The organism is Gordonia aurantiaca (genome assembly GCF_039939235.1).
In the GTDB taxonomy this organism is placed as follows: Bacteria; Actinomycetota; Actinomycetes; order Mycobacteriales; family Mycobacteriaceae; genus Gordonia.
On record NZ_JBDUUF010000006.1, the window covers coordinates 210,139 to 234,964 of the forward strand.

22 protein-coding genes are annotated in these 24,826 nt (G+C 68.2%); 10 read left to right on the forward strand and 12 right to left on the reverse strand.

Features of this window, described 5'->3' with window-relative positions; translation table 11 throughout:
- Positions 1–4: 4 nt before the first annotated feature.
- From ABFT43_RS13775 to ABFT43_RS13790, 4 genes are all read right to left on the reverse strand, one after another.
- Positions 5–1,552 (reverse strand): acetyl-CoA hydrolase/transferase family protein, encoded by a 1,548-nt coding sequence (locus ABFT43_RS13775; RefSeq protein ID WP_347960922.1) that lies wholly within the window; start codon positions 1,550–1,552, stop codon positions 5–7.
- A 218-nt stretch (positions 1,553–1,770) separates the two neighbouring features.
- Positions 1,771–2,091 (reverse strand): DMT family transporter, encoded by a 321-nt coding sequence (locus tag ABFT43_RS13780; protein WP_347960923.1) that lies wholly within the window; start codon positions 2,089–2,091, stop codon positions 1,771–1,773.
- A gap of 1 nt (position 2,092) precedes the next feature.
- A complete protein-coding gene (locus tag ABFT43_RS13785) occupies positions 2,093–2,437 on the reverse strand; it encodes a DMT family transporter (protein ID WP_347960924.1) in 345 nt (114 codons plus the stop codon).
- Positions 2,438–2,537: 100 nt separating this feature from the next.
- Positions 2,538–3,002: a DoxX family protein gene (locus ABFT43_RS13790; RefSeq protein WP_347960925.1), complete on the reverse strand. Its 465-nt coding sequence runs from the start codon at positions 3,000–3,002 to the stop codon at positions 2,538–2,540.
- Positions 3,003–3,116: 114 nt separating this feature from the next.
- Between ABFT43_RS13790 and ABFT43_RS13795 the strand changes: the two genes are divergently transcribed.
- Positions 3,117–3,587 carry a MarR family winged helix-turn-helix transcriptional regulator gene (locus tag ABFT43_RS13795; protein WP_347960926.1) on the forward strand — a complete coding sequence of 157 codons (471 nt, stop codon included), beginning with the start codon at positions 3,117–3,119 and terminating at the stop codon, positions 3,585–3,587.
- Here ABFT43_RS13795 and ABFT43_RS13800 read toward each other — a convergent pair.
- Complete coding sequence (locus ABFT43_RS13800) at positions 3,559–4,419, reverse strand: helix-turn-helix transcriptional regulator (protein ID WP_347960927.1); 861 nt, start codon at positions 4,417–4,419, stop codon at positions 3,559–3,561. The genes ABFT43_RS13795 and ABFT43_RS13800 overlap by 29 nt on opposite strands.
- 101 nt (positions 4,420–4,520) lie before the next feature.
- On the opposite strand from ABFT43_RS13800, the gene ABFT43_RS13805 reads away from it, so the two are divergent.
- Complete coding sequence (locus ABFT43_RS13805; protein ID WP_347960928.1) at positions 4,521–5,291, forward strand: SDR family oxidoreductase; 771 nt, start codon at positions 4,521–4,523, stop codon at positions 5,289–5,291.
- A gap of 15 nt (positions 5,292–5,306) precedes the next feature.
- Here the strand turns inward: ABFT43_RS13805 and ABFT43_RS13810 are convergent, their stop codons facing one another.
- The 4 genes from ABFT43_RS13810 to ABFT43_RS13825 form a co-directional block, all read right to left on the reverse strand.
- Positions 5,307–8,783: a protein kinase domain-containing protein gene (locus tag ABFT43_RS13810; protein ID WP_347960929.1), complete on the reverse strand. Its 3,477-nt coding sequence runs from the start codon at positions 8,781–8,783 to the stop codon at positions 5,307–5,309.
- 329 nt (positions 8,784–9,112) lie between these two features.
- Positions 9,113–10,126: an NAD(P)H-dependent flavin oxidoreductase gene (locus ABFT43_RS13815; protein WP_347960930.1), complete on the reverse strand. Its 1,014-nt coding sequence runs from the start codon at positions 10,124–10,126 to the stop codon at positions 9,113–9,115.
- A gap of 8 nt (positions 10,127–10,134) precedes the next feature.
- Positions 10,135–11,589 carry a sugar porter family MFS transporter gene (locus ABFT43_RS13820; protein WP_347960931.1) on the reverse strand — a complete coding sequence of 485 codons (1,455 nt, stop codon included), beginning with the start codon at positions 11,587–11,589 and terminating at the stop codon, positions 10,135–10,137.
- A 177-nt stretch (positions 11,590–11,766) separates the two neighbouring features.
- On the reverse strand, positions 11,767–13,578 hold the full coding sequence (locus ABFT43_RS13825) for a putative bifunctional diguanylate cyclase/phosphodiesterase (protein WP_347960932.1): 1,812 nt from the start codon (positions 13,576–13,578) through the stop codon (positions 11,767–11,769).
- Between the two features lie 242 nt (positions 13,579–13,820).
- Between ABFT43_RS13825 and ABFT43_RS13830 the strand changes: the two genes are divergently transcribed.
- Entirely contained in the window at positions 13,821–14,756 is a 936-nt protein-coding gene (locus ABFT43_RS13830) for a hypothetical protein (protein ID WP_457590153.1), read from the forward strand.
- Between the two features lie 10 nt (positions 14,757–14,766).
- Positions 14,767–15,633, forward strand: a complete 867-nt coding sequence (locus ABFT43_RS13835) for an LLM class F420-dependent oxidoreductase (RefSeq protein WP_347960933.1) — start codon at positions 14,767–14,769, stop codon at positions 15,631–15,633.
- An 80-nt stretch (positions 15,634–15,713) separates the two neighbouring features.
- Here the strand turns inward: ABFT43_RS13835 and ABFT43_RS13840 are convergent, their stop codons facing one another.
- Both ABFT43_RS13840 and ABFT43_RS13845 read right to left on the reverse strand, forming a co-directional pair.
- Positions 15,714–17,306, reverse strand: coding sequence for an ABC transporter permease (locus tag ABFT43_RS13840; RefSeq protein WP_347960934.1), 1,593 nt, complete (start codon positions 17,304–17,306; stop codon positions 15,714–15,716).
- Between the two features lie 7 nt (positions 17,307–17,313).
- Positions 17,314–18,246, reverse strand: a complete 933-nt coding sequence (locus ABFT43_RS13845) for an ABC transporter ATP-binding protein (RefSeq protein WP_347960935.1) — start codon at positions 18,244–18,246, stop codon at positions 17,314–17,316.
- 152 nt (positions 18,247–18,398) lie between these two features.
- Here ABFT43_RS13845 and ABFT43_RS13850 point away from each other — a divergent pair, with 152 nt between their 5' ends.
- Genes ABFT43_RS13850 through ABFT43_RS13875 form a run of 6 tightly spaced genes read left to right on the forward strand, consistent with a single transcriptional unit; the run spans position 18,399 to position 22,977 of the window.
- The gene (locus ABFT43_RS13850; protein ID WP_347960936.1) at positions 18,399–18,995 is read left to right on the forward strand and encodes a sulfite oxidase-like oxidoreductase; all 597 of its coding nucleotides are present in this window, start codon (positions 18,399–18,401) and stop codon (positions 18,993–18,995) included.
- Positions 18,992–19,708, forward strand: a complete 717-nt coding sequence (locus ABFT43_RS13855; RefSeq protein ID WP_347960937.1) for an FAD-binding oxidoreductase — start codon at positions 18,992–18,994, stop codon at positions 19,706–19,708. The genes ABFT43_RS13850 and ABFT43_RS13855 overlap by 4 nt, the downstream gene beginning before the upstream one ends.
- A 15-nt stretch (positions 19,709–19,723) precedes the next feature.
- Complete coding sequence (locus ABFT43_RS13860) at positions 19,724–20,200, forward strand: glutathione peroxidase (protein WP_347960938.1); 477 nt, start codon at positions 19,724–19,726, stop codon at positions 20,198–20,200.
- A 29-nt stretch (positions 20,201–20,229) separates the two neighbouring features.
- Positions 20,230–21,135, forward strand: a complete 906-nt coding sequence (locus tag ABFT43_RS13865; protein WP_347960939.1) for a DUF1295 domain-containing protein — start codon at positions 20,230–20,232, stop codon at positions 21,133–21,135.
- The gene (locus ABFT43_RS13870; RefSeq protein WP_347960940.1) at positions 21,132–22,274 is read left to right on the forward strand and encodes an FAD-dependent oxidoreductase; all 1,143 of its coding nucleotides are present in this window, start codon (positions 21,132–21,134) and stop codon (positions 22,272–22,274) included. Before ABFT43_RS13865 ends, ABFT43_RS13870 begins: the two co-directional genes overlap by 4 nt.
- Before the next feature lie 46 nt (positions 22,275–22,320).
- Positions 22,321–22,977: a hypothetical protein gene (locus ABFT43_RS13875; RefSeq protein WP_347960941.1), complete on the forward strand. Its 657-nt coding sequence runs from the start codon at positions 22,321–22,323 to the stop codon at positions 22,975–22,977.
- Between the two features lie 121 nt (positions 22,978–23,098).
- Here the strand turns inward: ABFT43_RS13875 and fadD5 are convergent, their stop codons facing one another.
- Complete coding sequence (fadD5, locus tag ABFT43_RS13880) at positions 23,099–24,703, reverse strand: fatty-acid--CoA ligase FadD5 (protein WP_347960942.1); 1,605 nt, start codon at positions 24,701–24,703, stop codon at positions 23,099–23,101.
- Positions 24,704–24,826 lie beyond the last annotated feature (123 nt).

Consider the following 24,826-nt stretch of genomic DNA (forward strand, 5'->3'; position numbering starts at 1 on the left):
CCGGTCAGCGCATCATCGAGCCGGTCTCGCAGAACCGCTGGTGAAAGCTGAACGCCTCGCCGAGGAGGTGCGGGGTGTGACCGGCGCCGGGAAGCGATTCGGCCCGCTCGAAGTACTCGTGCAGCAACGGCCGGTACTCCGGATGCGCGCACTTGTCGATGATCAGCCGGGCACGGCGACGCGGAGACAGCCCGCGCAGGTCCGCGAGTCCCTGCTCGGTGACGAGCACCTGGGAATCGTGCTCGGTGTGGTCGACGTGCGGTGTCATCGGCACGATCGACGAGATCGCGCCGCCCTTGGCGGTTGACGGGCTCAGGAACATCGACACGTAACCGTTGCGCGCGAAATCGCCGGAACCGCCGATGCCGTTCATGATCTTGGTGCCCATGACGTGCGTGGAGTTCACGTTGCCGTAGATGTCGGCCTCGAGCATGCCGTTCATCGCGATCACGCCGAGGCGCCGCACGACCTCGGGATGGTTGCTGATCTCCTGGGGCCGCAGCGTGATGTGATTGCGGTAGAAGTCGATGTTCGCGGTCAGCTCCTCGATACCGGCCTCGCTCAGGGCCAGGGCGGTCGACGATGCGTGTGCGACCGTGCCGTCCTTGATCAGGCGCAGCATGCTGTCCTGGATGACCTCGGAATAGCAGGTCAGGCCACGGTAGGGGCCGCGGTCGAGACCCCCGAGCACGGCGTTTGCCACGTTGCCGATACCGGCCTGCAGCGGCAACAGCGTGTCTGCGGGCAGCCGCCCGTTGCGGACCTCGTAGTCGAAGAAGTCGAGCACGTGACCGGCGATCGCCTGGCTGACCGCGTCGGGCGGGGTGAGCGCGCTGGCGGAGTCGCGATGGTTGGTCTCGACGACGGCGACCACCTTGTCCGGGTCGACGCGGAACGTCGGCTGTCCGATGCGGTCCTGGACCTTCGTCAGGGGGATCGGCTTGCGGTTCGGCGGCAGCGCGGTCCCGTAGTACACGTCGTGCATGCCCTCGACGCCCTCGGGCACCCATGAGTTGACCTCGAGGATGACCTTCTTGGCGACGTCGAGCCAGGTCTTGTTGTTGCCGATCGATGCGGACGGGACCAGTTCGCCGGCCTCGGTGACCCCCGACACCTCGACCACGGCGACGTCGACCGTCCCGTAATAACCCGTCCACACCTGCTGCGCGACGTGCGACAGATGGATGTCGACGTAGTCCATGCGACCTTCGTTGATCTTCTTCCGCGCGGTCGCCTCGGACTGGTACGGCATGCGCAGTCCGATGCCGTCGATCTCGGCCAGCGCACGTTCGGTGTCCGCGGACACCGAAGCGCCGGTGAGCAGATTGATGGTGAAGTTCGCGCCCGAGCCGCGGACCTCACGGATCCGGTCGGCGAGCGCGGGGATCATCACCTTGGGCGTACCAGCGCTGCCGAAACCGCTGATGGCAACGGTGTCGTGTGGCTGGATGTACTTCACTGCGTCGGCGGCGGACATCACCTTCGACGCGAACGCGGCATTGCGAATACGTCCCGAGGATGCGGAGACGGGACTGCTGGTCGTGGGGGTCACGCCCCTCAGAATAGGCACTGGGTCCGATGACCCAAATCACGGATCCCCGAGACATGTCTCGCACGGCATGGTATGGGTTGCCGGGTGAGGTGACCGGCGTGACCGACTTGTCCGAGTCGTGGGACACGGTCTCGGGTGACCTCGGTACCCGGCTCCCGGCTCGGTGCCCGGCTCCCGGCTCGGTGCCCGGCTCCCGGCTCGGTGCCCGGCTCCGGAGTTCAGTGCCCGGCTCCCAGTTCGACGAGCAACACGCCGATGACGATGACGCCGATACCGACCACCATCCGGGTGGTCAGTCGTTCGCGGAACAGGAAGTGTGCGCCGATCGCGGTCGCCGCGACCCCGGCGGCAGCCCAGATGCCGTAGGCGACGCCGAGTGGGAGCCCGAGCCGAAGGCCGATCGTCAGCGAGGCGAAGGCCGCGGCGTAGCCGACGACGACCAGACCGTAGAAGGCTCTCCGGCCGTCGGTGGCGGCCCGTAGGGCGAGTGTCGCGCTCACCTCCGAGACGATCGCGACGACGAGAAACAGGTACTCCATGTCAGACCTTCCCGGCCTCGTCGGTCACGCGCGCGGGCGCCCCCGACTCCACCAGAAGAACGCCGATCATGATGCACACGACGCCGACACCCATGAGAACCGTGAACGCCTCACCGAACACGACCGCCGAGAGGGCGGCGGTCAGGGCGACGCCCGCGGCGGACCACACGCCGTATGCGACACCGATCCTCATCCCGCGCCGGAGCGCGCCGGACAGGCATGCGAATGCCGCCAGGTAGCCGATGGCCACCACCGCGTAGAGCGCGGGGATCGTCTCGGACCCCTTGAGGGACAGGGTCGCGGCCACTTCTGCGATGATCGCGCCGATCAGCAACATCCAGGGCATGGTCAGAATTCTTCAGGATCGGGAGCTGTCGGAGGAATCCACCCCGAACACCGCTCGGACCCGCTGCTCGCCGCAGCCGGTCCGGGGATGGGCCACCCGATCAGCCGGCGACCCCGGCGGTGTCACGCCGCGTCGCGGAATCCGGGGCGAGCCAACCGATCTTGCGGCCCACTACGGCGTCGACACTGAAGAGTCCGGCGCCCACCACGGTCAGCAGGAGTGACGCCGCGCCAAGGGTGAGTACGAACTCGTATCCGCCGTCGGACGCCCAGAGTCCGTTGTCGATGTGGGCGAAGAAGATCGCGCCGACCATGTCCAGGACGAAGAGCAGGCCCACGACCGGCGTCAGGACGCCGACGATCAGGGCGATGCCGCCCAGGATCTCCAGCCAGGTCACGAGAAAGGCGGACACCGCGGGAAGCGGGACGTCGATCATCTCGAAGAAGCCCTTCGGGCCGCCCCAGCCGTTCTGCTGGAACTTCTGCAGCCCGTGGGCGAGAAAAACGACACCGACTGCGATGCGCGCGAGGAGAATTCCGATGCTGCGGACGATCGGGTTGGACATGGAGGGAACCGCCTTCGTGTCGAGGATCACTTGATGTGTCAAGTGAAACCTAGGTCCGTTTAGTTGAAGAGTCAAGTGACGCTTCAAGTGTGTCGGATCGGATAGACTGCGCGCGTGCCAAACGAGCAGGAGCCGCGGTGGCTCGACGAGGAAGAAATGGACGCCTGGATCCAGGTGGCCATCGCCCTCGCCCGGCTCCCCCACGCCCTCGATGCGCAGCTGTTGCGCGATGCGCAACTGACCCACTTCGAATATGAGGTTCTCGCAGCCCTTTCGGAGGCGCCCGACCGGACCCTGCGGATGAGCCAGTTGGCCGAGATGTCGTACGGCTCGTTGTCGCGGCTGTCCCATGTGGTGGGCCGGCTCGAGAAGCGCAACTGGGTGCGCCGCTTCCAGTGCCCGGAGGACGGTCGCTACACCAATGCCGTACTGACCGAGGAGGGTTGGGAAAAGGTCGTCGCGACCGCGCCCGGGTACGTCGAGAACGTGCGCCGGCTGGTCATCGATCGGCTCACCCGTGCACAGCTGCGGCAGGTGTCCGCCATCGGGCGTCGGATCAACGACCCGGACGTGAACCCTCGGTGAGTCGTTGCGTGCCGAGAACGTTCAGGAGTTCGATCTTGCTCGCCGCGTCGGTCCGTGGCGCCGCGGTGAGGACCAGCAGAACCTGCGCCTCGTCCTCGGTGAACAGCGCCTGACAGTCGACCTCGATGGGCCCGAGCTCGGCATGGATGAGCGTCTTGTGGTCCTCGAAGCGTCGTGCGACCAGGTGCGTCTCCCACAGGTCGGCGAACTCGTCGCTACGGCGGCGCAGTTCACGGACCAGCTCGCCGGCCCGTGAATCGGCACCCATCACGCCGTACGCGGCACGCAGGGCCGCGACCTGGGCGCGACCCTGGCGATCCCGGTCGTGTTCCGGGTACCGCAGGCGTTCGGTCTCCGGATGGACGAACCAGCGGTAGATGGCCGACCGCTCGAACCCCGTGAGATGGCCGACATCGCCGAACAGCGCTCGCGCGCAATCTTTCTGGACGAGCGTCTCCCCCAGCGCCGACAGGATCAGGGCCGGGGTCCCGTCCAGCCGATCGAGCACCCGCAACAGGCCCGGCGCCACGTAGTCGGTGCCGACGTACCGGTCGGGTGCACTGTGCCCGGCGACCCGGTAGAGATAGTCGCGCTCGTCCGGGGTGAGTCGCAGTGCGCGGGCCAGGGCCGACAGCATCTGGGTGCTCGGTTGTGGCCCGCGCTGTTGTTCGAGGCGGGTGTAGTAGTCGGTGGACATCGCCGCCAGCTGCGCCACCTCTTCCCGCCGGAGCCCGGCGGTCCTGCGGCGGGCACCGGTCGCCAGCCCCACGTCCGACGGCTGCAGGGCGTTGCGGCGGCTCACGAGGAGCCCGGCCAGCGCTTCACGGTCCACTCGTCGAGTATCGCCCGGCCACGGTGACGACAGCCAGGGATCGTCGATCCCCGGATGAGCGTGCTCTGGATGGCTCGGTTGCCGGGGCGAACACTGAGGTCATGAACATCACCGGAAACACCGTCTTCATCCCCGGCGCCACCAGTGGCATCGGGCTCGCGCTCGCCCTGCGCCTGCAGGAGCGCGGCAACACCGTCATCGTCGGCGGTCGCCGCACCGAACTGCTCGACCGGATCCGCACCGACCATCCCGGAATCCACACGGTCCGCGTCGACACGACCAGCCCCGAGGGCATCGACGCCGCTGCCACCTCGGTACTCGCCGACCATCCAGACCTGAACGTCCTGGTGACGATGGCCGGGATCATGCGGACCGAGGACTGGACCTCGACCGCGGGTTTCCTCGAGACAGCGGAGGCCACGGTCACGACCAACCTGCTCGGACCCATCCGCCTGATCGCGGCCTTCATCGACCACCTGCAGACCCGCCCGGCCGCCACGATCGTGACCGTGTCCTCCGGCCTGGTCTTCACCCCGCTGCGGGTGACCCCGACCTACAACGCGACGAAGGCCGCGATCCACATCCTCAGTGAGTCGCTGCGACTCCAGCTGGCCGGAACCCCGGTCGAGGTCGTCGAACTCGTGCCGCCGGCGGTGCGGACCGACCTGATGCCCGGCCATCGTGACAACGAATTCGGGATGCCCCTCGACGAATTCGTCGACGAGGTCGTCCATCTCATCGAGACGCGACCGGGCTCCCCGGAGATCCAGGTCGAACGGGTCAAGTTCCTCCGCTACTCCGAGAGCCGGGGCGACTACGCCGATGTCGTCCGCGTCTTGGACAAGGCCGATCGACACGCCGTACGACCGTAACCGGCACGTGAGGCGTCAGTCCGCGTCCGGTGAGACGTGCAACCGGTCGAGGAACGGCAGGATCCGCGGGTCCACGTCGCCGCGCGCCGTGGTGCCGAGCCGGCGGACGAGGCCCCGCACCGCGGGACCCGCGTCGAGTACGGGCTGCACGAGACCCAGTCGAGCACAATCGTCGAGGATCGGGCGGAGGACCTGCTCGGCCTCCCCCGCAGCGTCCGACGCGGCGAGGCATTCGGCGAGCAGCAGCCGCACGCTGAGGGCTGCGCGGGGTCGCCGGTGTCGATCGATGGAGCCGGCCAGTGACCGTGCGCGGGAGGTCGCCTCGGTGCCGGCGTCGGCGGTTCCGACGGCCAGCAGTGCGCGGATGGCCGCTTCCTCGGTCTTCTCCGCGGTCACCTGCGCGATGGCGTCGGGGAGGTCGTCCGGCATCTGCGCCGGAAACGACTCGGGTGCGAGCCCCGCGGCTCCGATGCCGGACCGCAGGCGTTCGGCGGGGATGTGCGCCGCCAGCCGCGGAAGGTGCAGGGTCTGCGCCAGACGCTCGCCCTCGTCCAGTCGCCGTGCGGCCTGATCATCCTGTCCCAGCGCATGTTTGGCCCGCGCGCCGGTGACGTAGGTGGCGAGGATGATCTCCACGATCCCGCCCTCGGCCCCGAGGTGATAGGTGTCGTCGAGAAGCGCGATCGCCTCGTCGAGCTCGCCCCGCTCGTAGAGCAACTCCCCCAGCAATGCCCCGCTGAGTCGGGAACCGTAGGAGCGGTCCTCGTCGGACGCCCGGGCCAGGCTCATCGCGTGCCGGAAGGCCGCCTCGGCCCCATCGAAGTCGAGTTCCTCGCGCGCGGCGACGCCACCGAGGATGTATCCGTAGATCACACTGAACGGGCCGTTCGTCCTGCGGTGGTGCGGCAGGGCCCACCGCAGCCACTCGCGCGCCTCGTCGTATTCGAACCGCTGGACCTCGCGGAACGACGCGATCGCCGCGATACCGCCCAGCAGCCAGGGTCGCAGCCGGTCGGCGCGGACGAGACACGCCTCCAGCGCCTCGTCGATACCTTCGAGCTGATCGTCGAGCACGAGCATCGCGGCCCGGATCAATGCCGTCTCGGCTCGGACGTCGGCCGCCTCCTCGTCGTCGTCGTCGGGATCGGACGGCAGTCCCGCTCCGATGAACGCGAGCGCGGCGTTGGCCTCCGCGCGGTGATGCAGCAGTGCGTGTGCCCAGGCGATCGCCAGCTGCAGGTCGGGTCGTTGTCTGCGGGCGGTGGTCGGGAGCTTGGCCGCCAGGCCGAGCACAGTGCTCATCTTGGACTGTTCGAGCATGTCGAACGCCTCACGCTCGACGAGGTCGATCGCCTCCGCTTCGTCGCCGGCGGCCAGATACTGGTCGACGGCGGCACTGAGCATCCGGCGCTCGGCGAACCATGCCGCCGCGGCGCGGTGTAACCCGTCCGCGCGGTCCGGGTCCTCTCGTTCGAGCCTGCGGCGCAGGAAGTCCGCGAACAGGTGGTGGAACCGGAACCACTGCCCCTCGGCGTCCAGTCGGGTCAGGAAGAGGTCGCGTTCCTCGATGTCCTCGAGGATTCGTTGCGTGTGGCGACGCCCGCTGAGGGCCGCCGCCAGCGAAGCGCAGATCCGTTCGCTGACCGAGGTCGCCAGCAGGAAGTCGAGCAGGTCGGGATCGAGGTTCCCGAGGACGTTCTCGGCGAGGTAGTCGCCGAGTTCGCGATGGTTCGCGGCGAACTGGCGGATCGCGGCGCGCGGGTCGTCGTGGTCGCGGAGGGCCAGCGAGGCCAGTTGCAGGGCCGCCACCCAACCGTCGGTGGTCTCCTCGAGCTCGGCGACGTCGGAGTCGTCGATCGGCAGCCCGGTGCCGGAGATGAGAAGTTCGCGTGACTCATCGATGTCGAAACGCAGTGCGCGGGCGTCGATCTCGATGAGTTCGTTCCTCACGCGCAGGCTGCTGAGGGGTAGATGCAGGCGCGTGCGGCTGGTGACCACCAATTGGAGGTGGCGGCAACCGTGCTCGATGAGGAACAGCGCGACGGCGCGGCTCGCCGGATTGGTGATCCGATGCCAGTCGTCGAGCACCACCCGGACGTGTTCGTCGGCGGAGTGTGCCCGGTTGACGAGCGCGGTCAGCACATACCGCTCGGCGCCCTCACCATGCTCTTCGAGGGCCTGGGTCAGCTCGGTTCCCAGCCCGGGCAGGGCCACGCTGATCGCGTCGACGAGATGCGAGAGGAACCAGGCGGGGGTGTTGTCGTCCTCGTCGATCGCCAGCCACGCGGTCTTGCCCTCGCTCTCCTCGAGCATCTGCGCGTACTGGATGGCCAGCACCGTCTTGCCGAATCCGGCGGGCCCGTGGATCAGCACGAGTCGGGCCCGGGTGTCGGCGGTCAGCCTCTGCAGCAACCGGTTTCTGGGGACCATGGCATGGGCCATCACCGGTGGCCGGTACTTCGTCGCGACCACCGGTGGTCGCGACGAGCCGGCAGCGCTGTCGTCGTCGCGACCACCGGGCCGCAGATACTCCGAGGTGTCGATCGAGGTGTTCGTCGGCTGCTCCGGCGTCACGTGGTCATCGACGTCGATCATCGGCACCGGGACCTCGGCAACGGTGAGACCGATCTCGAGCCCGGCTCTCCGCAATGCCTCGCCGAACTCCCCGGCGGTTGCATACCGTTCGGTCCGGTCGCGGGAGAGCGCGCGGGTGATCACCCGGCAGACGGGTTCGGGAATGCCGCGGTCGCGGAGATCGGGAACGGGTTCGGTGGCGATCCGCAACAACTGGGCGACCAGCTCCTCCCCCTTGCGGCGTCCGTAGGCGGGCCGGCCGGCCAGCGCGGTGTACAGCGTCGCACCGAGCCCGTACACGTCGGCGATCACCGACGGCGGATCACCGCGGAGCACCTCCGGCGCGGTGTAGGCGGGCGTGCCGAGCACCAGGCCGCGTGTCGTGTCGTCGCGGTCGGCGAGACGGGCGATGCCGAAGTCGGTCAGCTGGGGCTGGCCGTAGTCGGTGAGCAGGATGTTGGCCGGCTTGAGGTCGCGGTGCAGCACGTTCGCCCGATGCGCGGTCTCCAGCGCCCCGGCCATCTTCACGCCGACGTCGAGGACCTCGGCGACGGCGAGTCGTCCGTTGCGCCGGATGTGGGTGTCGAGCGATCCGCGGGCGTGGAACGGCATCACGATGTAGGGGTGGCCGGATCTCGTCACACCGGCCTCGAGGACGTGAACGATGTTGGGGTGCCCTGACAGTCGGCCCATCGCCTGCTGCTCACGCAAGAACCGGACACGGTCTGTCTCCTCGCGTCCGGCGCGCAGGACCTTCACGGCGACGTCGCGGTCGAGGGAGGGCTGGCGGCAGCGGTAGACGACGCCGAAACCGCCGCGGCCGGTCACCCGTGCATCGGTGAAACCGGCCGCACCGAGGTCGTCGGTGATCTCCCGGGGCGGGGGATCCACCGGCTGGGTGATCGTGCGCCTGGCCATCGCAGCGTCCTACCCGAACCGACATATCGCTGATCGCGGCCGGTGTGTCGGGCGCTCGGCGCCGTGTTGTGTCGGGCGCTCGGCGCGGTGTTGTCTCGGGCGCTCGGCGCGGTGTTGTCTTGGGCGCTCGGCGCCGTGTTGTCTCGGGCGCTCGGCGCGGTGTTGTCTCGGGCGCTCGGCGCGGTGTTGTCTCGGGCGCTCGGCGCCGTGTTGTCTCGGGCGCTCGGCGCCGTGTTGTGTCGACGGTGGTACCAGTGGCTCGGTCATGACGTCCCCTAACGTCGTCCCCCGAGTCTAGGCGTCGTGATGCCCGGGTTGTCGCCCCGATCTCAGCCGAGCCGGCGAATGGTGTCCGCGGCCGATTCGACGACGGCGTCGCGGTAACCCGTTCCCGCCCAGAGGTTGATGCCGTCCGGATCGGCGGCGGCAGCTCGCCGGAGCCCGCCGGTCAGCTTGTTCACAGCCGGATACTCGGGGACCGCGACATCGGAGAACAGGTCGGTGAACCGGTTGCGCAGCGCACGGGCCGGACGGCCGCTGAACGCGAGCGTCACCACGGTCTCGGTCCGGGCCGGATCCGCCAGGGCGTCGGCATGCGCGGGTTTCGTGCCGGCCTCGTCGGTCCGCAGCAAGACCGTGCCCACCTGGACCGCGGTGGAACCGAGCGACCGGACCTCGTCGGCCCGCTCCCGGGTCGAGATGCCGCCGGCGGCGACCAGTGGCAGGTCGATCCGCTCGCGCGTGGCGCGGAGAAGATCCTCGAGCGGCTCGGCGGGTGGCGCGGTGTACCGGTCGAACACCGAACGATGACCGCCCGCGTCGGGCCCCTGCACGCACAGCCAGTCCGCTCCGGCCTCGGCGGCGAGCACCGCGTCGTCGGCGCTGGTCACCGTGACCCCGACACTGCAGTCGTGCCGGTGCAGCTCGGCCACGGCGTCGGCGGACGGACATCCGAACGCGAAGGACACCAGCGGGATCCGTTCATCACAGACGAGTGCGATCTTCGCGTCGAAGTGATCGTCGTCGTCACCGAGCTCGTCGAGCGGCGGCAGTTCGACCCCGAGCGCGGCCGCGTGATCGGCGAGCGCCCTGCGATAGCGCGCCACCGCCGACAGATCGACGGGCTTCGTCTCCGGGACGAAGATGTTCACCCCGAAGACGTCGACCCCGCCGGCGCGGACGGTCGCGATATCGGCGGCGAGCTTCTCCGGGCTCAGGTAACCGGCGGCGAGTTGCCCCAGTCCCCCGGCTCCCGACGCCGCGATCACGAGGTCAGGGGTGGACGGGCCGCCGGCCATCGGTGCGGCGACGACCGGTCGGGTGAGGTCGCGGACATCGAACATCGGCGGCGTCAGACCTTCGGTTGGGTGATCCTGGACAGCCGGTTCTCGGCGACCGAGTCCATGTCCTCGAGCTCGAGTCCCTTCGTCTCCTCCACCTTCTTCAGCACGAAGACGAACGACGCGGCCGCGCAGAACGCGAAGAAGCCGTAGATGATGCCCAGGCCGACCAGCTCGGTCATCTGCGGGAACAGCATGGAGATGGTGAAGTTGGCGATCCAGTTCGCCGCAGTGCACACGCCCAGCGCGACACCGCGGATGCGGTTGGGGAACATCTCGCCGAGCATCACCCACATCACCGGGCCCCAGGTCGCGGCGAAGGCGATCACGAAGAGATTCGCGCCGACCAGGGCGATCACACCCCACGGGTCGGGCAGGCTGACGTTGTCGCCCTCGCCGATCTGTTGGGTGAACGCCACGCAGGCCAGTAGCAGGCCGATGAACATGCCCACCGAGCCGGCGAGGAGCAGTTTCCGGCGGCCCACCCGGTCGACGAACATGATCGCGACGAAGGTCATGGCGACGTTGATGACCGCAGTGATCACCGAGGTCCGGAACGAGTCGCTCTCGGAGAAGCCGACAGACTGCCACAGCGTCGTCGAGTAGTAGAAGATCGCATTGATACCGACGAACTGCTGGAAGACGGCGAGCCAGATGCCGACCCACACGAGCGGGTGCAGTCCGAACGACGGCCCGGTGATGTCCTTGATGGAGCTCTTGGCCTCGCGCTTGACCGTCAGCTTGATCTCTTTGACCCGATCGAGCGGATTCGCCTCGCCGGTGACGGTCTGCAGGATGCGCGCCGCCTCGTCATCGCGGTTGCGGCCGACCAGGTACCGCGGCGACTCCGGGATCATCAGGGCGAGCAGGCCGTAGATGATCGCGGGGATCACGCCGACGATGAACATCCACCGCCATGCCTCCAGACCCGCCCACAGGTCCTTCGACGCGCCGCCGGCGCTGTCGGCCAGGACCGCGTCGGACAGCAGGGCCGCGAAGATGCCCGTGGTGATCGCGAGCTGCTGCAGCGATGCGAGTGCGCCGCGATAGCGGGCCGGGGCGATCTCGGAGATGTAGGCCGGCGCGATCACCGAGGCGATACCGATGCCGATGCCGCCGAGGACACGCCACAGGAGCAGGTCGGGGATGGTCTGGGTGAACCCGGTGCCGACCGACGAGATGATGAACAGCGCCGAGCCGAGCAACATGACGCGCTTGCGGCCCCAGACATCGGCCAGGCGCCCGGCGAACCAGGCGCCGAGTGCGCAACCGAGTAGGGCGATCGCGACGGCGAAGCCGGTCATGAGTTTGGCCAGCCCGAAGTTCGCCTCGATGGAATCCACCGCGCCGTTGACGACCGAGCTGTCGAAGCCGAACAGGAAGCCGCCGACCGCGGCCGCAACGGTGACTCCGATGACCTTCGCAGTGTGCTGTTCGGCGACCTCTCGCGCCTGCGCGTCGGCCATCACGCGGCCCCGATCGCTGATTCGCCGCAGCAGGAAACCTGGGGCATGTCCGTGACCTCGCTGTCCCGTTGAACTCCGTCGACGTCGACGGCTGACGGGGCTCAATGTACTAGGCGGTGCCGCGGCGAACGGACCAGGTTGGGCACGTCTGGGTATCGATCGGATCTGTTTTGGTGATCAATTCCGTTCGAACGGAACATCCGTGGCCGCGATCACCGGGACGTCGGCGAGAACTTCGGCGAGGGGCCGCGGGTGTCCGTAGTGGTAGCCCTGGGCGAAGTCGCACCCGACCTCGGCCACGACGTCGGCCTGCTCCACGGTCTCCACGCCCTCGGCGATGACGAGCACTCCCACCGAATGGGCGACGGCCACGATCCCGGAGAGGATCGTGCGGGCGTTCGGCCCCTCGGCGAGGGCGTCGACGAATCCCTTGGCGGTCTTCATGATCTGCACCGGCATGCGGTATAGCTCGCTCAGGGTGGAGGCGCCGGTGCCGAAGTCGTCGAGCGAGATCCGCACCCCCAGCGACCGGACGTCGTGCAGCAGGGTCAACAGGTCGTGGTCGATGGGAGCCAACGCGCTCTCGGTGATCTCCAGACACAGCGACCCGGGGCTGCGGCCGCTGTCCCGGGCGATCGTGCGTAGGCGTGCGAGGAACTCACCGTCGGTGAGCTCACGGCGGGATACGTTGATGCTCAACAGGACATGGTCCAGATCGTCGACCGCGGCGACCTCCGCCGAGGCCGAGGCGAGCACGTGGGCGCCGATCTCGCCGATGAGCGTGGAACGCTCCGCGAGGGGAATGAACTCGGTCGGCGAGATCGCCCCCAGCTCGGGATGGTTCCATCGCAGCAACGCCTCCAGCGCGACGAGGGCGCCGGTCTCGGTCGACACGATGGGTTGGTAGTGGATCTCGAGCTGTGCGGGGTCGGATTCGAGGATGCGCCACAGCTCCTCCTCGATCCGCTGCCGGCGTTGGAGCTCCTCGCGGTGCTGCACACGGAAATGCACGTACGGCACGTGAGCGGACTTGCGCGCCTGTCCGAGTGCGATGTCGGCGTCGCGCAGCAGGTCCGTCGGCGTCGCGGTGTCGCCGGAGTCGAGCGTCGCCACCCCGATGCTCGCGCGGACGGTGAGCGGGTCATTCCGGACGCTGACCGGGACCTGCCGGTTGATCGCGGCGCGTACGGCGTCGACCTGCCGGTCGATCTCGGTCGTCGAGTTGCAGATGGAATGCGTTGCCACGAGTACGAACTCGTCACCGCCGACGCGTCCGACCGTGCCGTCGGGCGGTGCCGCGTCGGCGAGTCGCCGGGCCACCGTGCAGAGCACCTCGTCTCCCACCACGTGGCCGAGCGAGTCGTTGACGATTTTGAAGCTGTCGAGGTCGATGTAGTAGATCGCGAGGCACGACGCGGGGTCGTCGTCGAGGATTGCGATGCGTTCGTCGAGACGCTCGAGGATGCCGGTCCGGTTGTACAGCCGGGTGAGCGGATCATGGACCGCATCCCAGGCCGTGCGGGGCCGCTCCGGACGGGGGCCCACGCCATTCTGTGCCGTGAGGTCGCGGAAGATCACCTGATGCGCGGGCCGGTCGAGCCACACCGTCCGCACCGACGTCATCAGCATGGGCCGTGGCGTCCCGTGTGCGTCGATCATCAGGATCTCCTCGAGCGGCGTCGACTCCCCGATCGTCGGCCCGAGGCCCTCTAGTCCTGCGAGCAGCCGCGGCACATCGTCGGGATGGACGAAGTCGCTCAAGGGTCGTCCGAGCATCTCCGAGCGGGGGCGGTCGGCACACGCGAACGTGAGAGCAGCGGAGTTCGCATAGACGAGCGCCCCGTCCTGATGGACGACGATCGCGTCTGGACTGAGGTCGAGCAACAGACGGTAACGGTCGGCGACCGCGGCGTCGACCGAGGGCGGCCCGGACCCGGCGTGCGGTGCGGACGAGCCACCGCCGCCGATCCCGTCCGTCGCATCCGACACGCCGTCAGTCCCTCCCCCCGCCCTGCTCTACCCCGACGTCCATGTTCCCCCACTCAGGACGCAAGAGTCGCCGAAGGCGCACAGTTGTACGTATTTCGGCGCAAACCGGACGCCGGCGGCATCTGCCCGCTGTGCGGGGTCCGGTATCGGTGCCGGTGACGAGGTCGCACATTAGGGGGACCAGGTGATGAGAATCGCGAAGAACCGTGCGCCGATGGCGGCCGTGACCTCACAATTCAGACATGACCACTGATGAGCGCGACAACTCCGCCGGGTCACCTCAGGCGGACAGGACAGGCCGGATGTCGGGTGCGCGGCATGCTCTCACCCAGTTCCTGAACTCCCCCTTCGCCGGAATGTCGCCGTGGATCCTCATGGCGCTGTTGTCGGGGCCGGGACGCTTCGAGGAAGCCGCGGCGACGGCTTTCGCACTGTCCCTGGTGCTGGTCATCGGCACGCACAAGCGGGGCACGAGCATCAAACTGCTCGAGGTCTTCGACGTCGTCTACTTCGGCGCCATGGCGCTCACCGCGCTGTTCGCCGCCAAGCCGGTGATCGAATGGCTGGAGAAGTGGGGCGGCGAGATGACCAACATCGCACTCGTCGTGTTCGCGTTGGGGTCGATCGTCATACGTCAGCCCTTCACGCTCCAGTACGCGAAGGAGGACACGCCCGAGGAGTTCTGGACCAGTCCCCTGTTCCTGCACATCAACTACGTCATCACGTGGGCATGGGTGATCGGCTTCGGGGTGGGCGCCGCGTCGGGCGCCTACGGCGACGCCGTGCTCGACGACCCGAACAACTTCTGGACCGGATGGATCATCCAGATCGCCGGTCTGGTGTTCGCGATCTCCTTCACCGAGTTCTACCCCGATTACGCGACCTTCCGGGCGGCGTCACGTGAGGGCCGGCTCTCCGACGAGAAGGCGAAGTCGATCCTGCACGTCTTCGACTGGGTGCCGATGTTCGTGCTCATCGTCGGCATAGCCGGGCTCGTCAGTGAGTCGCTGAGCACCACGGTCGGCATCGTCCTGATCGTCGTCGGCATCGTCGCCATCAACATCTACCGGAAGCTGACCGCAGCGATGGATCAGCGTCTCGAACTGTCCGCGGTCCGGTCCTCCGGGGCTCCCCCGGCGGGTCCGTTGGCGTCGAATCGCCCCCGGACCGACCGGTAAGGTCGGTGACATGAATCTCGACGGGGTAGGAATCTGGAGTTCGCCACTACGTTACGGAGACGCCGCGGAGGCCGCGGAGGCCGCTGCCGAGCTCGACGAGCTGGGGTTCACCGCCCTCTGGATCCCCGATGTGGGTGGTCCGGTGCTCGATTCCGTGCGAAATCTCCTCGGCGCCACCGAAAAGGCGGTCGTCGCGACCGGCATCCTCAACATGTGGATGCACGAGCCCGCGGAGGTCGCCGCGGCGCACGCGAGGTTCGTCGACGAGTTCGGGCCGCGCTTCCTGCTCGGGCTCGGCATCAGCCACGCCCCGTTGATCGACCAGAAGGGTCCCGGCACCTACAAGAAGCCGCTGGCCACCACTCGTGCATTCCTCGACGGTCTCGACGCCGCTCCGACGCCGGTACCCGCCGACAGTCGTGTGCTCGCCGCCCTCGGACCCAAGATGCTGCAACTCGCCGCCGACCGGACCCGGGGCGCCCACCCGTACCTGGTGACCCCGGACCACACCGCCACCGCGCGCGAGGTGCTCGGGGCCGGTCCGCTGCTCGCGCCCGAGCAGACCGCCATCCTCACGCAGGACCGCGACGAGGCGCGGGCGATCGGCACCAAGTGGCTCAAGGGCTACCTCGCGATGCCCAACTACGCCAACAACCTTCGTCGACTGGGCTTCACCGAGGAGGACCTGACGACCGTCAGCGATCGGCTCTTCGACGCCCTCATCGCGTGGGGCGACGAGCAGGCCATCGTCTCGCGTATCGACGAACACCGCGCGGCCGGTGCCGATCACGTCTGTGTGCAGATCCTGCAGGCCGACTTCAAGGCATTCCCCCGCGAGCAGTGGCGTCGTCTCGCCCGGGCTCTCGGCCAGGGCTGACGAGGCCTTCCGTCCGCAGGTACGAGGAGTAGCGAAGGGCGGTGCCCGTCACCGCTCCTCGCGACTCACACGTTCTCGCGTCAGGGGATGTCCCGCCGCCGGAACCCGGCGAACCCGAGCGCGAGGAAGGCGACTCCGACGACTCCCACCCACCGCAGTCCCCACGAATTCGACCCTGCGGCAACGACATCCGGCACATGGTGGAACGGGCTGAACCCGAGGGCCCAGCCGGGCAACTTGAAACTCGGGCCGAGGACCGTCATGACGAACGACACGAGTACGCCCAACCAGATCGCCGGGCGCACGAGTGGTCTGCCGCCGAGGACCAGGACCGCGAACGCGACCACCGTCCACACCGCCGGGATCGTCGCGACGGCCTGCAGGACGGCGTCGCCGAATCCGATGCCGATGTGTGCGGTCGAGGCGAAGATGCCGACCAGGCCCCCGGCGATGACCATGAACATCCCGGACGCGGCCAGCGCCACCGCGACGTTGGTGCCCAGGTACCGCAGCCGGTGAACGGCTGTCGCCAGCACGGACTCCGCGCGATCCTCGAGTTCCTCGGTGCGCACCCGGTTGACGATCTGCACCCCCGCGACCGACGCGATGATCCCGATGATGCCCAGGATCGTCGTCGCGAACGCCGAGACCAGATCCGACGGTGTCGCGGCGCCCGACGCGAAGATCGCCGCGAGCTCCGGGTTCGTCGTCAGCAGACCCCGCACCGACCGGGTGAAGTACCCGAAGACCACGCCGAGGCCGACGAAAGCCACAGTCCACGATGCGATCGGTGTGCGGTTGAGCCGTGACGCCAGACCGAGTGGTGACTTCACGGCGCCTCGAGCCGGCCCCGGACGAGACGCGATCAACCCCTGCCCGAAGTCGCGAGAGTTCTGCAGCGCGAATCCGATGCCGGAGACGATCGCCGTGAGCCCCACCCCGAGCAGCAATGGCGACCAGTGGTCGCCCGTCGCGGGCCTGGTCTCCTCGATCCAACCGAGGGGATTGATCCACGTCGTCCACGCGGGCGAGTCGATGGAGTACAGGAAGCCCCGCATGACGAACAGGATTCCGAGGATCGACACCGAGATCGTGATCGCCGCGCGGGCGTCGGCCCCCACCTGCGAACCCACCAGTGCGATGGCGGCGAACATCCAGCCGGTGACGGTGAATCCGGCCGACAGCAGTGCCGACGATTGCCAGTCGCCGCCGCACAGCGCGGTCGCGACCCAGGACACCACCCCGATCGCCGTCGAACACAGCACCGCCATGAGCAGCGCGGTCAAAGGTCGTGCGGAGCGTCCGAGAACTCCGGCGGCCAGCAACTCCGCCTGGCCCGAACCCTCTTGCTCGCGAGTGGCTTTGACGACGACTGAGATCATGCCGAGCGCCGCGATGAAGCCGCCGAGCGCCAGGCTGCGCCAGGCGTTGAACCCGTCCCTGGTGGACAGGTCGAACGCGGGGCCGAAGACGAGTCCGAGCGCGGGGTTGGATCCCACGGTTGCCGCTAAGGCCTTCCGGTCCGCGATGTCGGGGAACAGCCACGGATAGATGAGGACCGAGGACATCGACAACGCGGTTGGCAGCATGATCCACGGTGCGAACGATTGCCGCTCGTGTCGAAGCGAGGCGCGCAGGAGTCGGCGGGTTCCGGCGGTCGACGTCGACGCCATGGTGCGGTCACTCCCCTGCGGTCGCCGCGTCGTCGTAGAGCCTGAGGAAGAGGCTCTCCAGCGACGGCGGCGCGACGGTCAGCGACCGGAGTCCGTGCGCGGTGAGGACCTCCATGGCGGTCCCGACGCGATCGGAGTCGACCGTCGCGGTGAGGCGGTGCCGCTCGACATGCAGGTCGTGGAAGTCGCCGAGCCGCTCCGCGGACGGAATGGTGTCGAGTTCGGCGCGGATCGCGGTGCGGGTGTGGCCGCGCAGATCGGTGAGTGTTCCGGTCTCGACGACCTTCCCCTCGCGGATGATGCTGAGCCGGTCGGCGAGCGTCTCGACCTCCGCCAGGATGTGGCTGGACAGCAGCACCGTCGTTCCGCGGGCCTTCGCTTCCGCGACCGCTTGCTGGAAGACGTTCTCCATCAGCGGGTCCAGACCCGTGGTCGGTTCGTCGAGGATCAGCAGCTCGACGTCCGAGGCGAGGGCCGCGACGAGCGCGGCCTTCTGCCTGTTGCCCTTGGAGTGCTGGCGTCCCCGCTTCGTGGTGTCGAGTTCGAAGCGTTCCACGAGGTCCGCGCGTCGTTCCTCCACCAGCCCGCCGCGCAGCGACCCGAGCAGGTCGATCATCTCGCCACCGGTTATCGACGGCCACAGGGCCACATCACCGGGAACGTAGGCGAGTCGCCGATGGAGTTCGACGACATCGCGCCAGGGATCGCCGTCGAGCAACCGGACCGTCCCGGCATCCGCACGCAGCAACCCGAGGAGGACTCGGATCGCCGTGGACTTGCCTGCGCCGTTCGGGCCGAGGAAACCGTGGACCTCGCCGCGCCGGACCTCGAGGTCGAGTCCGCGCAGGGCCTCGAACTTCCCGAACGACTTGCGTAACCCCCGCGCCTCGATCGCGAGTGTCGGCCGTGTCTCGGTGGTGACGGACGAATCGTCGGACATGCGCACCTCGGGGCTCGGCGTACGTCCCGATGGTCGCACACCGGAGTGTGCCGTGGTGGCGAGGATCGTCGCAGGTGGCACACGACTCACGATGATCGGAACCCGCTCGCGATCCCGACCGGGACCGGCATCCCCGCGTAGACTTCGGCGACATGGCGATCGTCAACAGGGGATTCGTGGGTCGACGCGACCGCGAGGCCCGGCGGCTGCCACCCGGCCAGTACACGACCGTGGATTTCCCGGTTCTGTCGGCCGAACCCACGCCGTCGATCTCGCTGGACAAGTGGTCGTTGGCCATCCAGTCGGCCGATCACCGCGCGAAGTCGTTGTCGTGGACGGAGTTCCAGGCGCTCCCCCACGACGACATCACCACCGACATCCACTGCGTCACCCGATGGTCGAAGTTCGGGACCCGCTGGCGTGGCGTCTCCTTCGACACCTTGTTGGCGGCGCTGCCCTTCGAACCGGCGCCGTACGTGATGGCGCACTGTTACGGCGGCTACACCACCAACGTCCCGCTGGGTGATCTCGTCGCCGGGCGCGGGTGGATCGCCGACACCTACGACGGCGAGCCACTCGCACCCGAACACGGCGGCCCCGCCCGGCTCCTGGTGCCGCACCTCTACTTCTGGAAGAGCGCGAAATGGGTTCGGCGCCTCCGTTTCATGTCCGAGGACGCCCCGGGGTTCTGGGAGGAACGCGGCTACCACATGTACGGCGACCCCTGGCGCGAGCAGCGGTACTCGTGAGCGACTGGCTGCTGACCAGGGTCATCGAGGTCGCCGACGTCACCCCGTCGGCGCGTTCGCTGCGTCTTGCGCTGCCGGAGGACATGCACATCGTCCCGGGCCAGCACGTCGACATCCGGCTCACCGCCGCCGACGGCTACTCGACGGCCCGCACGTACTCGGTGTCCGACACCCGCGAGCCCCGGTCGCTGGAAGTGACCGTCGAACGGGTCGACGACGGCGAGGTGTCGCCGTATCTCTGCGATGTCGTCGAGGTCGGGGACCCGCTCGAGATCAGCGGCCCGCACGGGTGGTGGTTCACCTGGGCGTCGGGCGATGACCGGCCCGTGCAGCTGATCGGCGGGGGCTCCGGGGTGGCGCCGCTGATGTCGATGATCCGCGCCCGCGAGATCGAGGCGCCACAGACACCGTTCTCGCTGGTCTACTCGGTACGCGCGCCTGATCGGGTGTACTACCGCGACGAGCTGCTCCTGCTCTCCGAGCACCGGCGGCTGGACCTGCCCGTCGTGCACACCCGGGTCGCCCCCGAGGGGTCCCGCCCGCCCCCCGGCCGGGTGGACGCCGAGGAGCTTGCCGCACTGACGATGCCGCCCTCGCTGACGCCGACGGTGTACATCTGCGGACCGAACCGGTTCGTCGAGGCCTGCAGTGAATGGATGGTCGAGGCCGGCCACGACCGAAACCGGATTCGGCTGGAACGTTTCGGCGACTGAAGTAGCGTTGGGCACATGACCTCCGCGTACGACTTCACCGCCACCGGAATCGACGGCACCCCGGTCTCCCTGTCGGACTTCAAGGGCGATCCACTGCTCATCGTGAACACCGCGTCGAAGTGCGGCTTCACCCCGCAGTACGCGGGTCTCGAGGCGCTGCATCGCAAATACTCCGACCGCGGACTGCGCGTCCTCGGTTTTCCGTGCGACCAGTTTCTGCACCAGGAACCCGGCGACGAGGACGAGATCAAGAAGTTCTGCACACTCACCTACGACGTCACCTTCCCGCTGTTCGCGAAGGTCGAGGTCAACGGCCCCGACGCCCACCCGCTCTTCGAGTGGCTGCGGACCCAGAAGCCGGGTGTCCTCGGCGGCCGGATCAAGTGGAACTTCACCAAGTTCCTGGTGAACCGCGACGGCGAGGTGGTCGAACGGTTCGCTCCCGCAACCACTCCCGAGAAACTCACCGGGGCCGTCGAGAAGGTGTTGTAGGCCTGGCAGCGGCGTTCCCGGGAGCACCCATGAGCCGGACGTCGTCGTTCCTCCGAGTGCTGATCGCCTACCTGCTGGCGTTCGGTGTCGCCGCGGCCTGGCTCGCCGCCGGACCCGACACCGGACGCCTCTGGCTGGACACGCTGGTGGCCGACCTCCTCGCGACCCTGGTGATCTTCGCCTTCAGTCGCGTGTACGCGAATTCGAGCATGTACGACGCCTACTGGAGTGTCGTACCGCCCAGTCTGCTCGTGTGGTGGTGGGTGGCCGGCGATGCCGGCGTCGGTGCCGTGCACTGTTGGGTGATCGCGGCGGTGGTCGGGGTGTGGGCGATCCGGTTGACCGCAAACTGGGCGATCGGCTGGCCGGGCCTGGACCACGAGGACTGGCGCTACGGAATGCTCAAACAACGTGCGGGCCGGGCCGGATTCGTCGTCGATCTGTTCGCGATCCATGTCATCCCGACGATCCAGGTGTTCCTCGGCATGGTGCCGGTCTACGTCGCGGTCACCGACCCCGGACCGTCGATCGTCTGGCTGACGGCGGTGGCCGCGGTCGTCGGGTTCGCGGCGATCGTCCTGGAGTACCTCGCCGACGCGCAATTGCATCGATTCGTCGCCGACCACCGGCCCGGCGCCGTGCTCGACACCGGCGTCTGGTCGTGGTCGCGCCACCCGAACTACTTCGGCGAGTGGGGTTTCTGGGTGGCGTTGGCGCTGTTCGGCATCGCGGCCGCACCGGGTGAGCGGTGGTGGCTGCTCGTCGGCGTGGTGGTCATGCTCGCGATGTTCCTCGGCGCGAGCATCCCGATGATGGAGCAGCGCAGCCTGTCCCGACGCCCGGGATATGCGGAGGCGACGCGGCGGGTGTCGCGTTTCGTCCCGTGGCCGCCACGTCGCGGGCTCCCGAGCGGGTCACCGGGCCGCGCCCGATGAACAGACCCCGCGTCGTGGTCGCCGGGCTCGGAGACACCGGTGTGCTCACCGCGATGCATCTCGTCCGTAGCGCCGAGGTGGTCGGCATCTCGTCGAAGCCGGGCCTGGTCAGCGGACAGGAACTCGGACTGCGCCTGACTCGCCCGGACCGGTGGGCCCGCGACCATCGGATCCCGTTCCGGCGGTTCCGGAAACTCGACGGCGTCCGCACAATTCACGCGGTACTGCGTACGGTCGACCTCGGTGCCCGCACGGTCACCGTCGCCGACGCCGGTGGCGTCGAGGCCGTGGAACCCTTCGATGTGCTCGTGATCAGCACCGGGGTTCGAAACGGTTTCTGGCGGCGCCCGGATCTGCAGACGCAGCCCGACGTCGACGCGGAACTCCGCGCGGCACATCGCCGGCTGGCCGGCGCCGCCTCGATCGCCGTCATCGGTGGGGGCGCGGCCGCGGTCGGTGCCGCCGCGAACCTCGCCGCGACATGGCCCGACACCCGAGTCGACCTCTATCACCCCGGTGACCGTGCGCTTGTCCGCCATCATCCGCGGACCTGGCGCAGGATCTCGGAGCGACTGGAACGGCTCGGGGTCGGCATCCACGGTGGTCGTCGCGCGGTCGTGCCGACCGGATTCGATTGCGACGAGATCACCTCCGGGACCGTCCGCTGGTCGACCGGTCAGGACCCTGTCGACGCCGACGCCGTGCTCTGGGCGATCGGCCGTGTCACCCCGAACTCCGACTGGCTGCCGGCCGACATCGTCGACGACGCGGGGTTCGTGCGGGTCACCCCGGAAATGCGCGTTCCCGGCCACGACGGGGTGTACGCCATCGGTGACATCGCCGCCACCGATCCTCTGCGTTCCTCTGCCCGTAACCGCGCGGACCGCCTGTTGGCCCACAACATCCGCGTCGATCTCGCGGACCGGCCCGACCGTGCTCGCCGCTATCGGGCGCCGCGCCGGCGCTGGGGTTCGGTTCTCGGTGTGCAGGACGACGGGCTCGAGGTGTTCGCCCCCAACGGATTCGCCTTCCGCTTTCCGAGGTGGTCGGTGGATTCGGTGCTCCGGCCGTGGATCGTCGATCGCGGCATCTACGGAGGTGTCAGGGACGATGTCGAGGGCGAGACGACACCCCCGTGACGGCGACTTGGGTGAAGAGTGGCACATCGCGCCTACACTCGGGCACATGAGCAACGAGCAGTTCTCGGCACCTCGGTCGGAGCCGACCGGATACACGCCCGCGGGTTCGGTTCCGGCCTCCACGGGGTTGCCGGAGTCGACCTTCCCGGAGACCTCGCCGACCGGAGGTCCGGCCACCGGCACCGCCCCCGGACCGACGGTCGCCGAACGGGCGAACTCCGTCGTCAAGAAGGTCGTCATAGGCCTGATCATCGCCGCGTTGCTGGTGGTCACCTACTTCATCCTCGAGGCGTTCCTGCCCCGCTGGTGGGCGGGACAGATCGGTCGCCGGGTCAACGGTTCGATGGCCAGCGGAGTATGGACCGGCCTGGTGATCGGGTTCGTCTGCACGTTCCTGCCGTTGCTGTTCTTCACCTTGTCGTTCCTGAACCGCAGTCGCCTGAAGAACATCCCGACCATCGCGTTCGCGGCGCTCGGCGTGGTCGCAGCCATCCCGAACCTGCTGACGATGGCCGTCGTCGCCGGTGGCGGCAACGGCGCACACGCCGGTGAACGCATCTTCGACGTAGACGCGCCGGGATTCCGCGCGGCCTCGCTGTGGGGCGTGATCTTCGGTGCCCTCGTCTTCGCGCTCGTCGCCTACTTCATCTGGCGGTACCGTCGCCAGGGACGGCAGTTGGCCAAGGCGAAGCTCGCGAAGTAGTCGCACACCGGAACCACCGCCTCACCCCATCGACCGACGTCGCACGCGACACCGACCAGTATCGGCGAGCACATCGTATGAGACGTCGTTTCGGAGAACTCTGCGCCGGCCGGCCCGCCGATCAGCGCAGGCCGGCATCCTTGCTGCCGTACTTCTCCCGCAGCTTGGGCTTGACGACCTTGCCGCCGGCGTTGCGCGGCAACTCGTCGATGATGACCAGGTCCTTCGGGTGCTTGAACCGTGCCAGGTTCTCGTTCAGGTACGGCTCGAGTTCTTCGAGTGTCAGGTCCTCGACACCTTCTTCGAGAACGACGACCGCAACCGGTACCTCTCCCCACTTCTCGTGCGCGCGACCGATGATCGCGGCCTCCCGGATCTTCGGGTGGCCGAAGAGCACGTTCTCGACCTCGGCGCAGTAGATGTTCTCGCCGCCGGAGATGATCATGTCCTTCGCGCGGTCGACGACGTACAGGAAGCCCTCCTCGTCCTGGCGGACCAGGTCGCCGGAGTGGAACCAGCCGCCGCGGAACGCTTCCGCGGTCTCCTCGGGCTTGTTCCAGTAGCCCTTCATCAGGTTGGGTCCGCGGTAGACGATCTCCCCCACCTCTCCGGGCCTCACGTCGTTCATCAGCGGGTCGACGATGCGGGCGGTGACGGCCGGCACCACCTTGCCGACCGATCCCTGCTTGCGCAGTGCATCCTTCCCCTCGAGGATGCAGGTCACCGGCGACATCTCGGTCTGTCCGAATGCGGTCATGTTCGCGGCCTCGGGGAACGCCTCGGCCATGGCGTTGAGCACGGTGTCCGACGCGGGCGCGGCACCCCAACTGATGTTGCGGAGACGGAGCTTGCGCGGACGCGCCTTCTGGGCGGCACACACCGCCTGCCACTGTGCCGGCACCATGAACACCGATGTGGTGCCCTCCCTTTCGAGGGTGTCCAGCATCTCGTCGGGATCGAACGCGCCGAGCGGATGGATGACCGCCCGGATCCCGCGATAGAACACCGGCGCGAAGGCCGCGAGTCCCGCGATGTGGAAGATGGGCGGCACCACCGATGCCACGTCGTCGGAGTCCGCGGATGCCGTGGTGGCCATCGTCGTGACCGCCTGCGCGTGGAAGTTCAGATGGGTGAGCATTGCGCCCTTGGGCTTTCCGGTGGTGCCCGAGGTGTACATGATCGCCGCGACGGTGTCCTCGGGGACGTCCACGAGCGGCAGGTCCGCGTCACCCGGCGCCAGCAGACTCTCGTACTCGAGATGATTCGGGTTGTCGCTGCCGTCGACGACGATCAGGTTCTCGATGGTGCCGGTCGAGGAGGCCACGGCGTCGGCGAGCGGGGCCAGCATCGTCTCGGTGACGATCACCTTTGCGCCGCTGTCCGACACCAGGTATGCGACCTCGGCCGGGCTCATCCGGATGTTCACCGGGACCGGGATCGCGCCGATGAGCGTGGCACCCAACACCGCCTCGATGTATTCGGTTCGGTTGAGCAGCGCCATCAGGATCCGGTCACCGAACCGAACCCCGAGCCGATGCAGTGCCGCACCGAAGGCGCGGGAACGGTCGTCGAGTTGCTTCCAGGTGGTGTGCTGGTCCCGGTAGGTGATCGCGACCTTGTCCGGTGTCATGAATGCGTGCCGGTGAACCTGGTTGTTCCAGTGGTTGCGGCGCGAGCGGTACGGCTCGGCGGTCAGATCGGTGGCGGCTTCGGTGCTGGCGGTCATCAGCGGCTCCCGTGTCAGACGTGCGTGATCGACAAGATGTTGTCTGAATCACACCCTACGCAGGGCGGCGTGAACGCCACGCAGATTTCAGGACAATTCGGAAACCCGATGTCTCAGATGGCT

Bases quoted from the DNA above. Each gene is read 5' to 3' on its own strand.
- ABFT43_RS13780 (WP_347960923.1), bottom strand. From the start codon at position 2,091: ATGGAGTACCTGTTTCTCGTCGTCGCGATCGTCTCGGAGGTGAGCGCG.
- ABFT43_RS13785 (WP_347960924.1), bottom strand. From the start codon at position 2,437: ATGCCCTGGATGTTGCTGATCGGCGCGATCATCGCAGAAGTGGCCGCG.
- ABFT43_RS13790 (WP_347960925.1), bottom strand. From the start codon at position 3,002: ATGTCCAACCCGATCGTCCGCAGCATCGGAATTCTCCTCGCGCGCATC.
- ABFT43_RS13805 (WP_347960928.1), top strand. From the start codon at position 4,521: ATGAACATCACCGGAAACACCGTCTTCATCCCCGGCGCCACCAGTGGC.
- ABFT43_RS13810 (WP_347960929.1), bottom strand. From the start codon at position 8,783: ATGGCCAGGCGCACGATCACCCAGCCGGTGGATCCCCCGCCCCGGGAG.
- ABFT43_RS13815 (WP_347960930.1), bottom strand. From the start codon at position 10,126: ATGTTCGATGTCCGCGACCTCACCCGACCGGTCGTCGCCGCACCGATG.
- ABFT43_RS13820 (WP_347960931.1), bottom strand. From the start codon at position 11,589: ATGGCCGACGCGCAGGCGCGAGAGGTCGCCGAACAGCACACTGCGAAG.
- ABFT43_RS13830 (WP_457590153.1), top strand. From the start codon at position 13,821: ATGACCACTGATGAGCGCGACAACTCCGCCGGGTCACCTCAGGCGGAC.
- ABFT43_RS13835 (WP_347960933.1), top strand. From the start codon at position 14,767: ATGAATCTCGACGGGGTAGGAATCTGGAGTTCGCCACTACGTTACGGA.
- ABFT43_RS13840 (WP_347960934.1), bottom strand. From the start codon at position 17,306: ATGGCGTCGACGTCGACCGCCGGAACCCGCCGACTCCTGCGCGCCTCG.
- ABFT43_RS13845 (WP_347960935.1), bottom strand. From the start codon at position 18,246: ATGTCCGACGATTCGTCCGTCACCACCGAGACACGGCCGACACTCGCG.
- ABFT43_RS13850 (WP_347960936.1), top strand. From the start codon at position 18,399: ATGGCGATCGTCAACAGGGGATTCGTGGGTCGACGCGACCGCGAGGCC.
- ABFT43_RS13860 (WP_347960938.1), top strand. From the start codon at position 19,724: ATGACCTCCGCGTACGACTTCACCGCCACCGGAATCGACGGCACCCCG.
- ABFT43_RS13865 (WP_347960939.1), top strand. From the start codon at position 20,230: ATGAGCCGGACGTCGTCGTTCCTCCGAGTGCTGATCGCCTACCTGCTG.
- ABFT43_RS13870 (WP_347960940.1), top strand. From the start codon at position 21,132: ATGAACAGACCCCGCGTCGTGGTCGCCGGGCTCGGAGACACCGGTGTG.
- ABFT43_RS13875 (WP_347960941.1), top strand. From the start codon at position 22,321: ATGAGCAACGAGCAGTTCTCGGCACCTCGGTCGGAGCCGACCGGATAC.
- fadD5 (WP_347960942.1), bottom strand. From the start codon at position 24,703: ATGACCGCCAGCACCGAAGCCGCCACCGATCTGACCGCCGAGCCGTAC.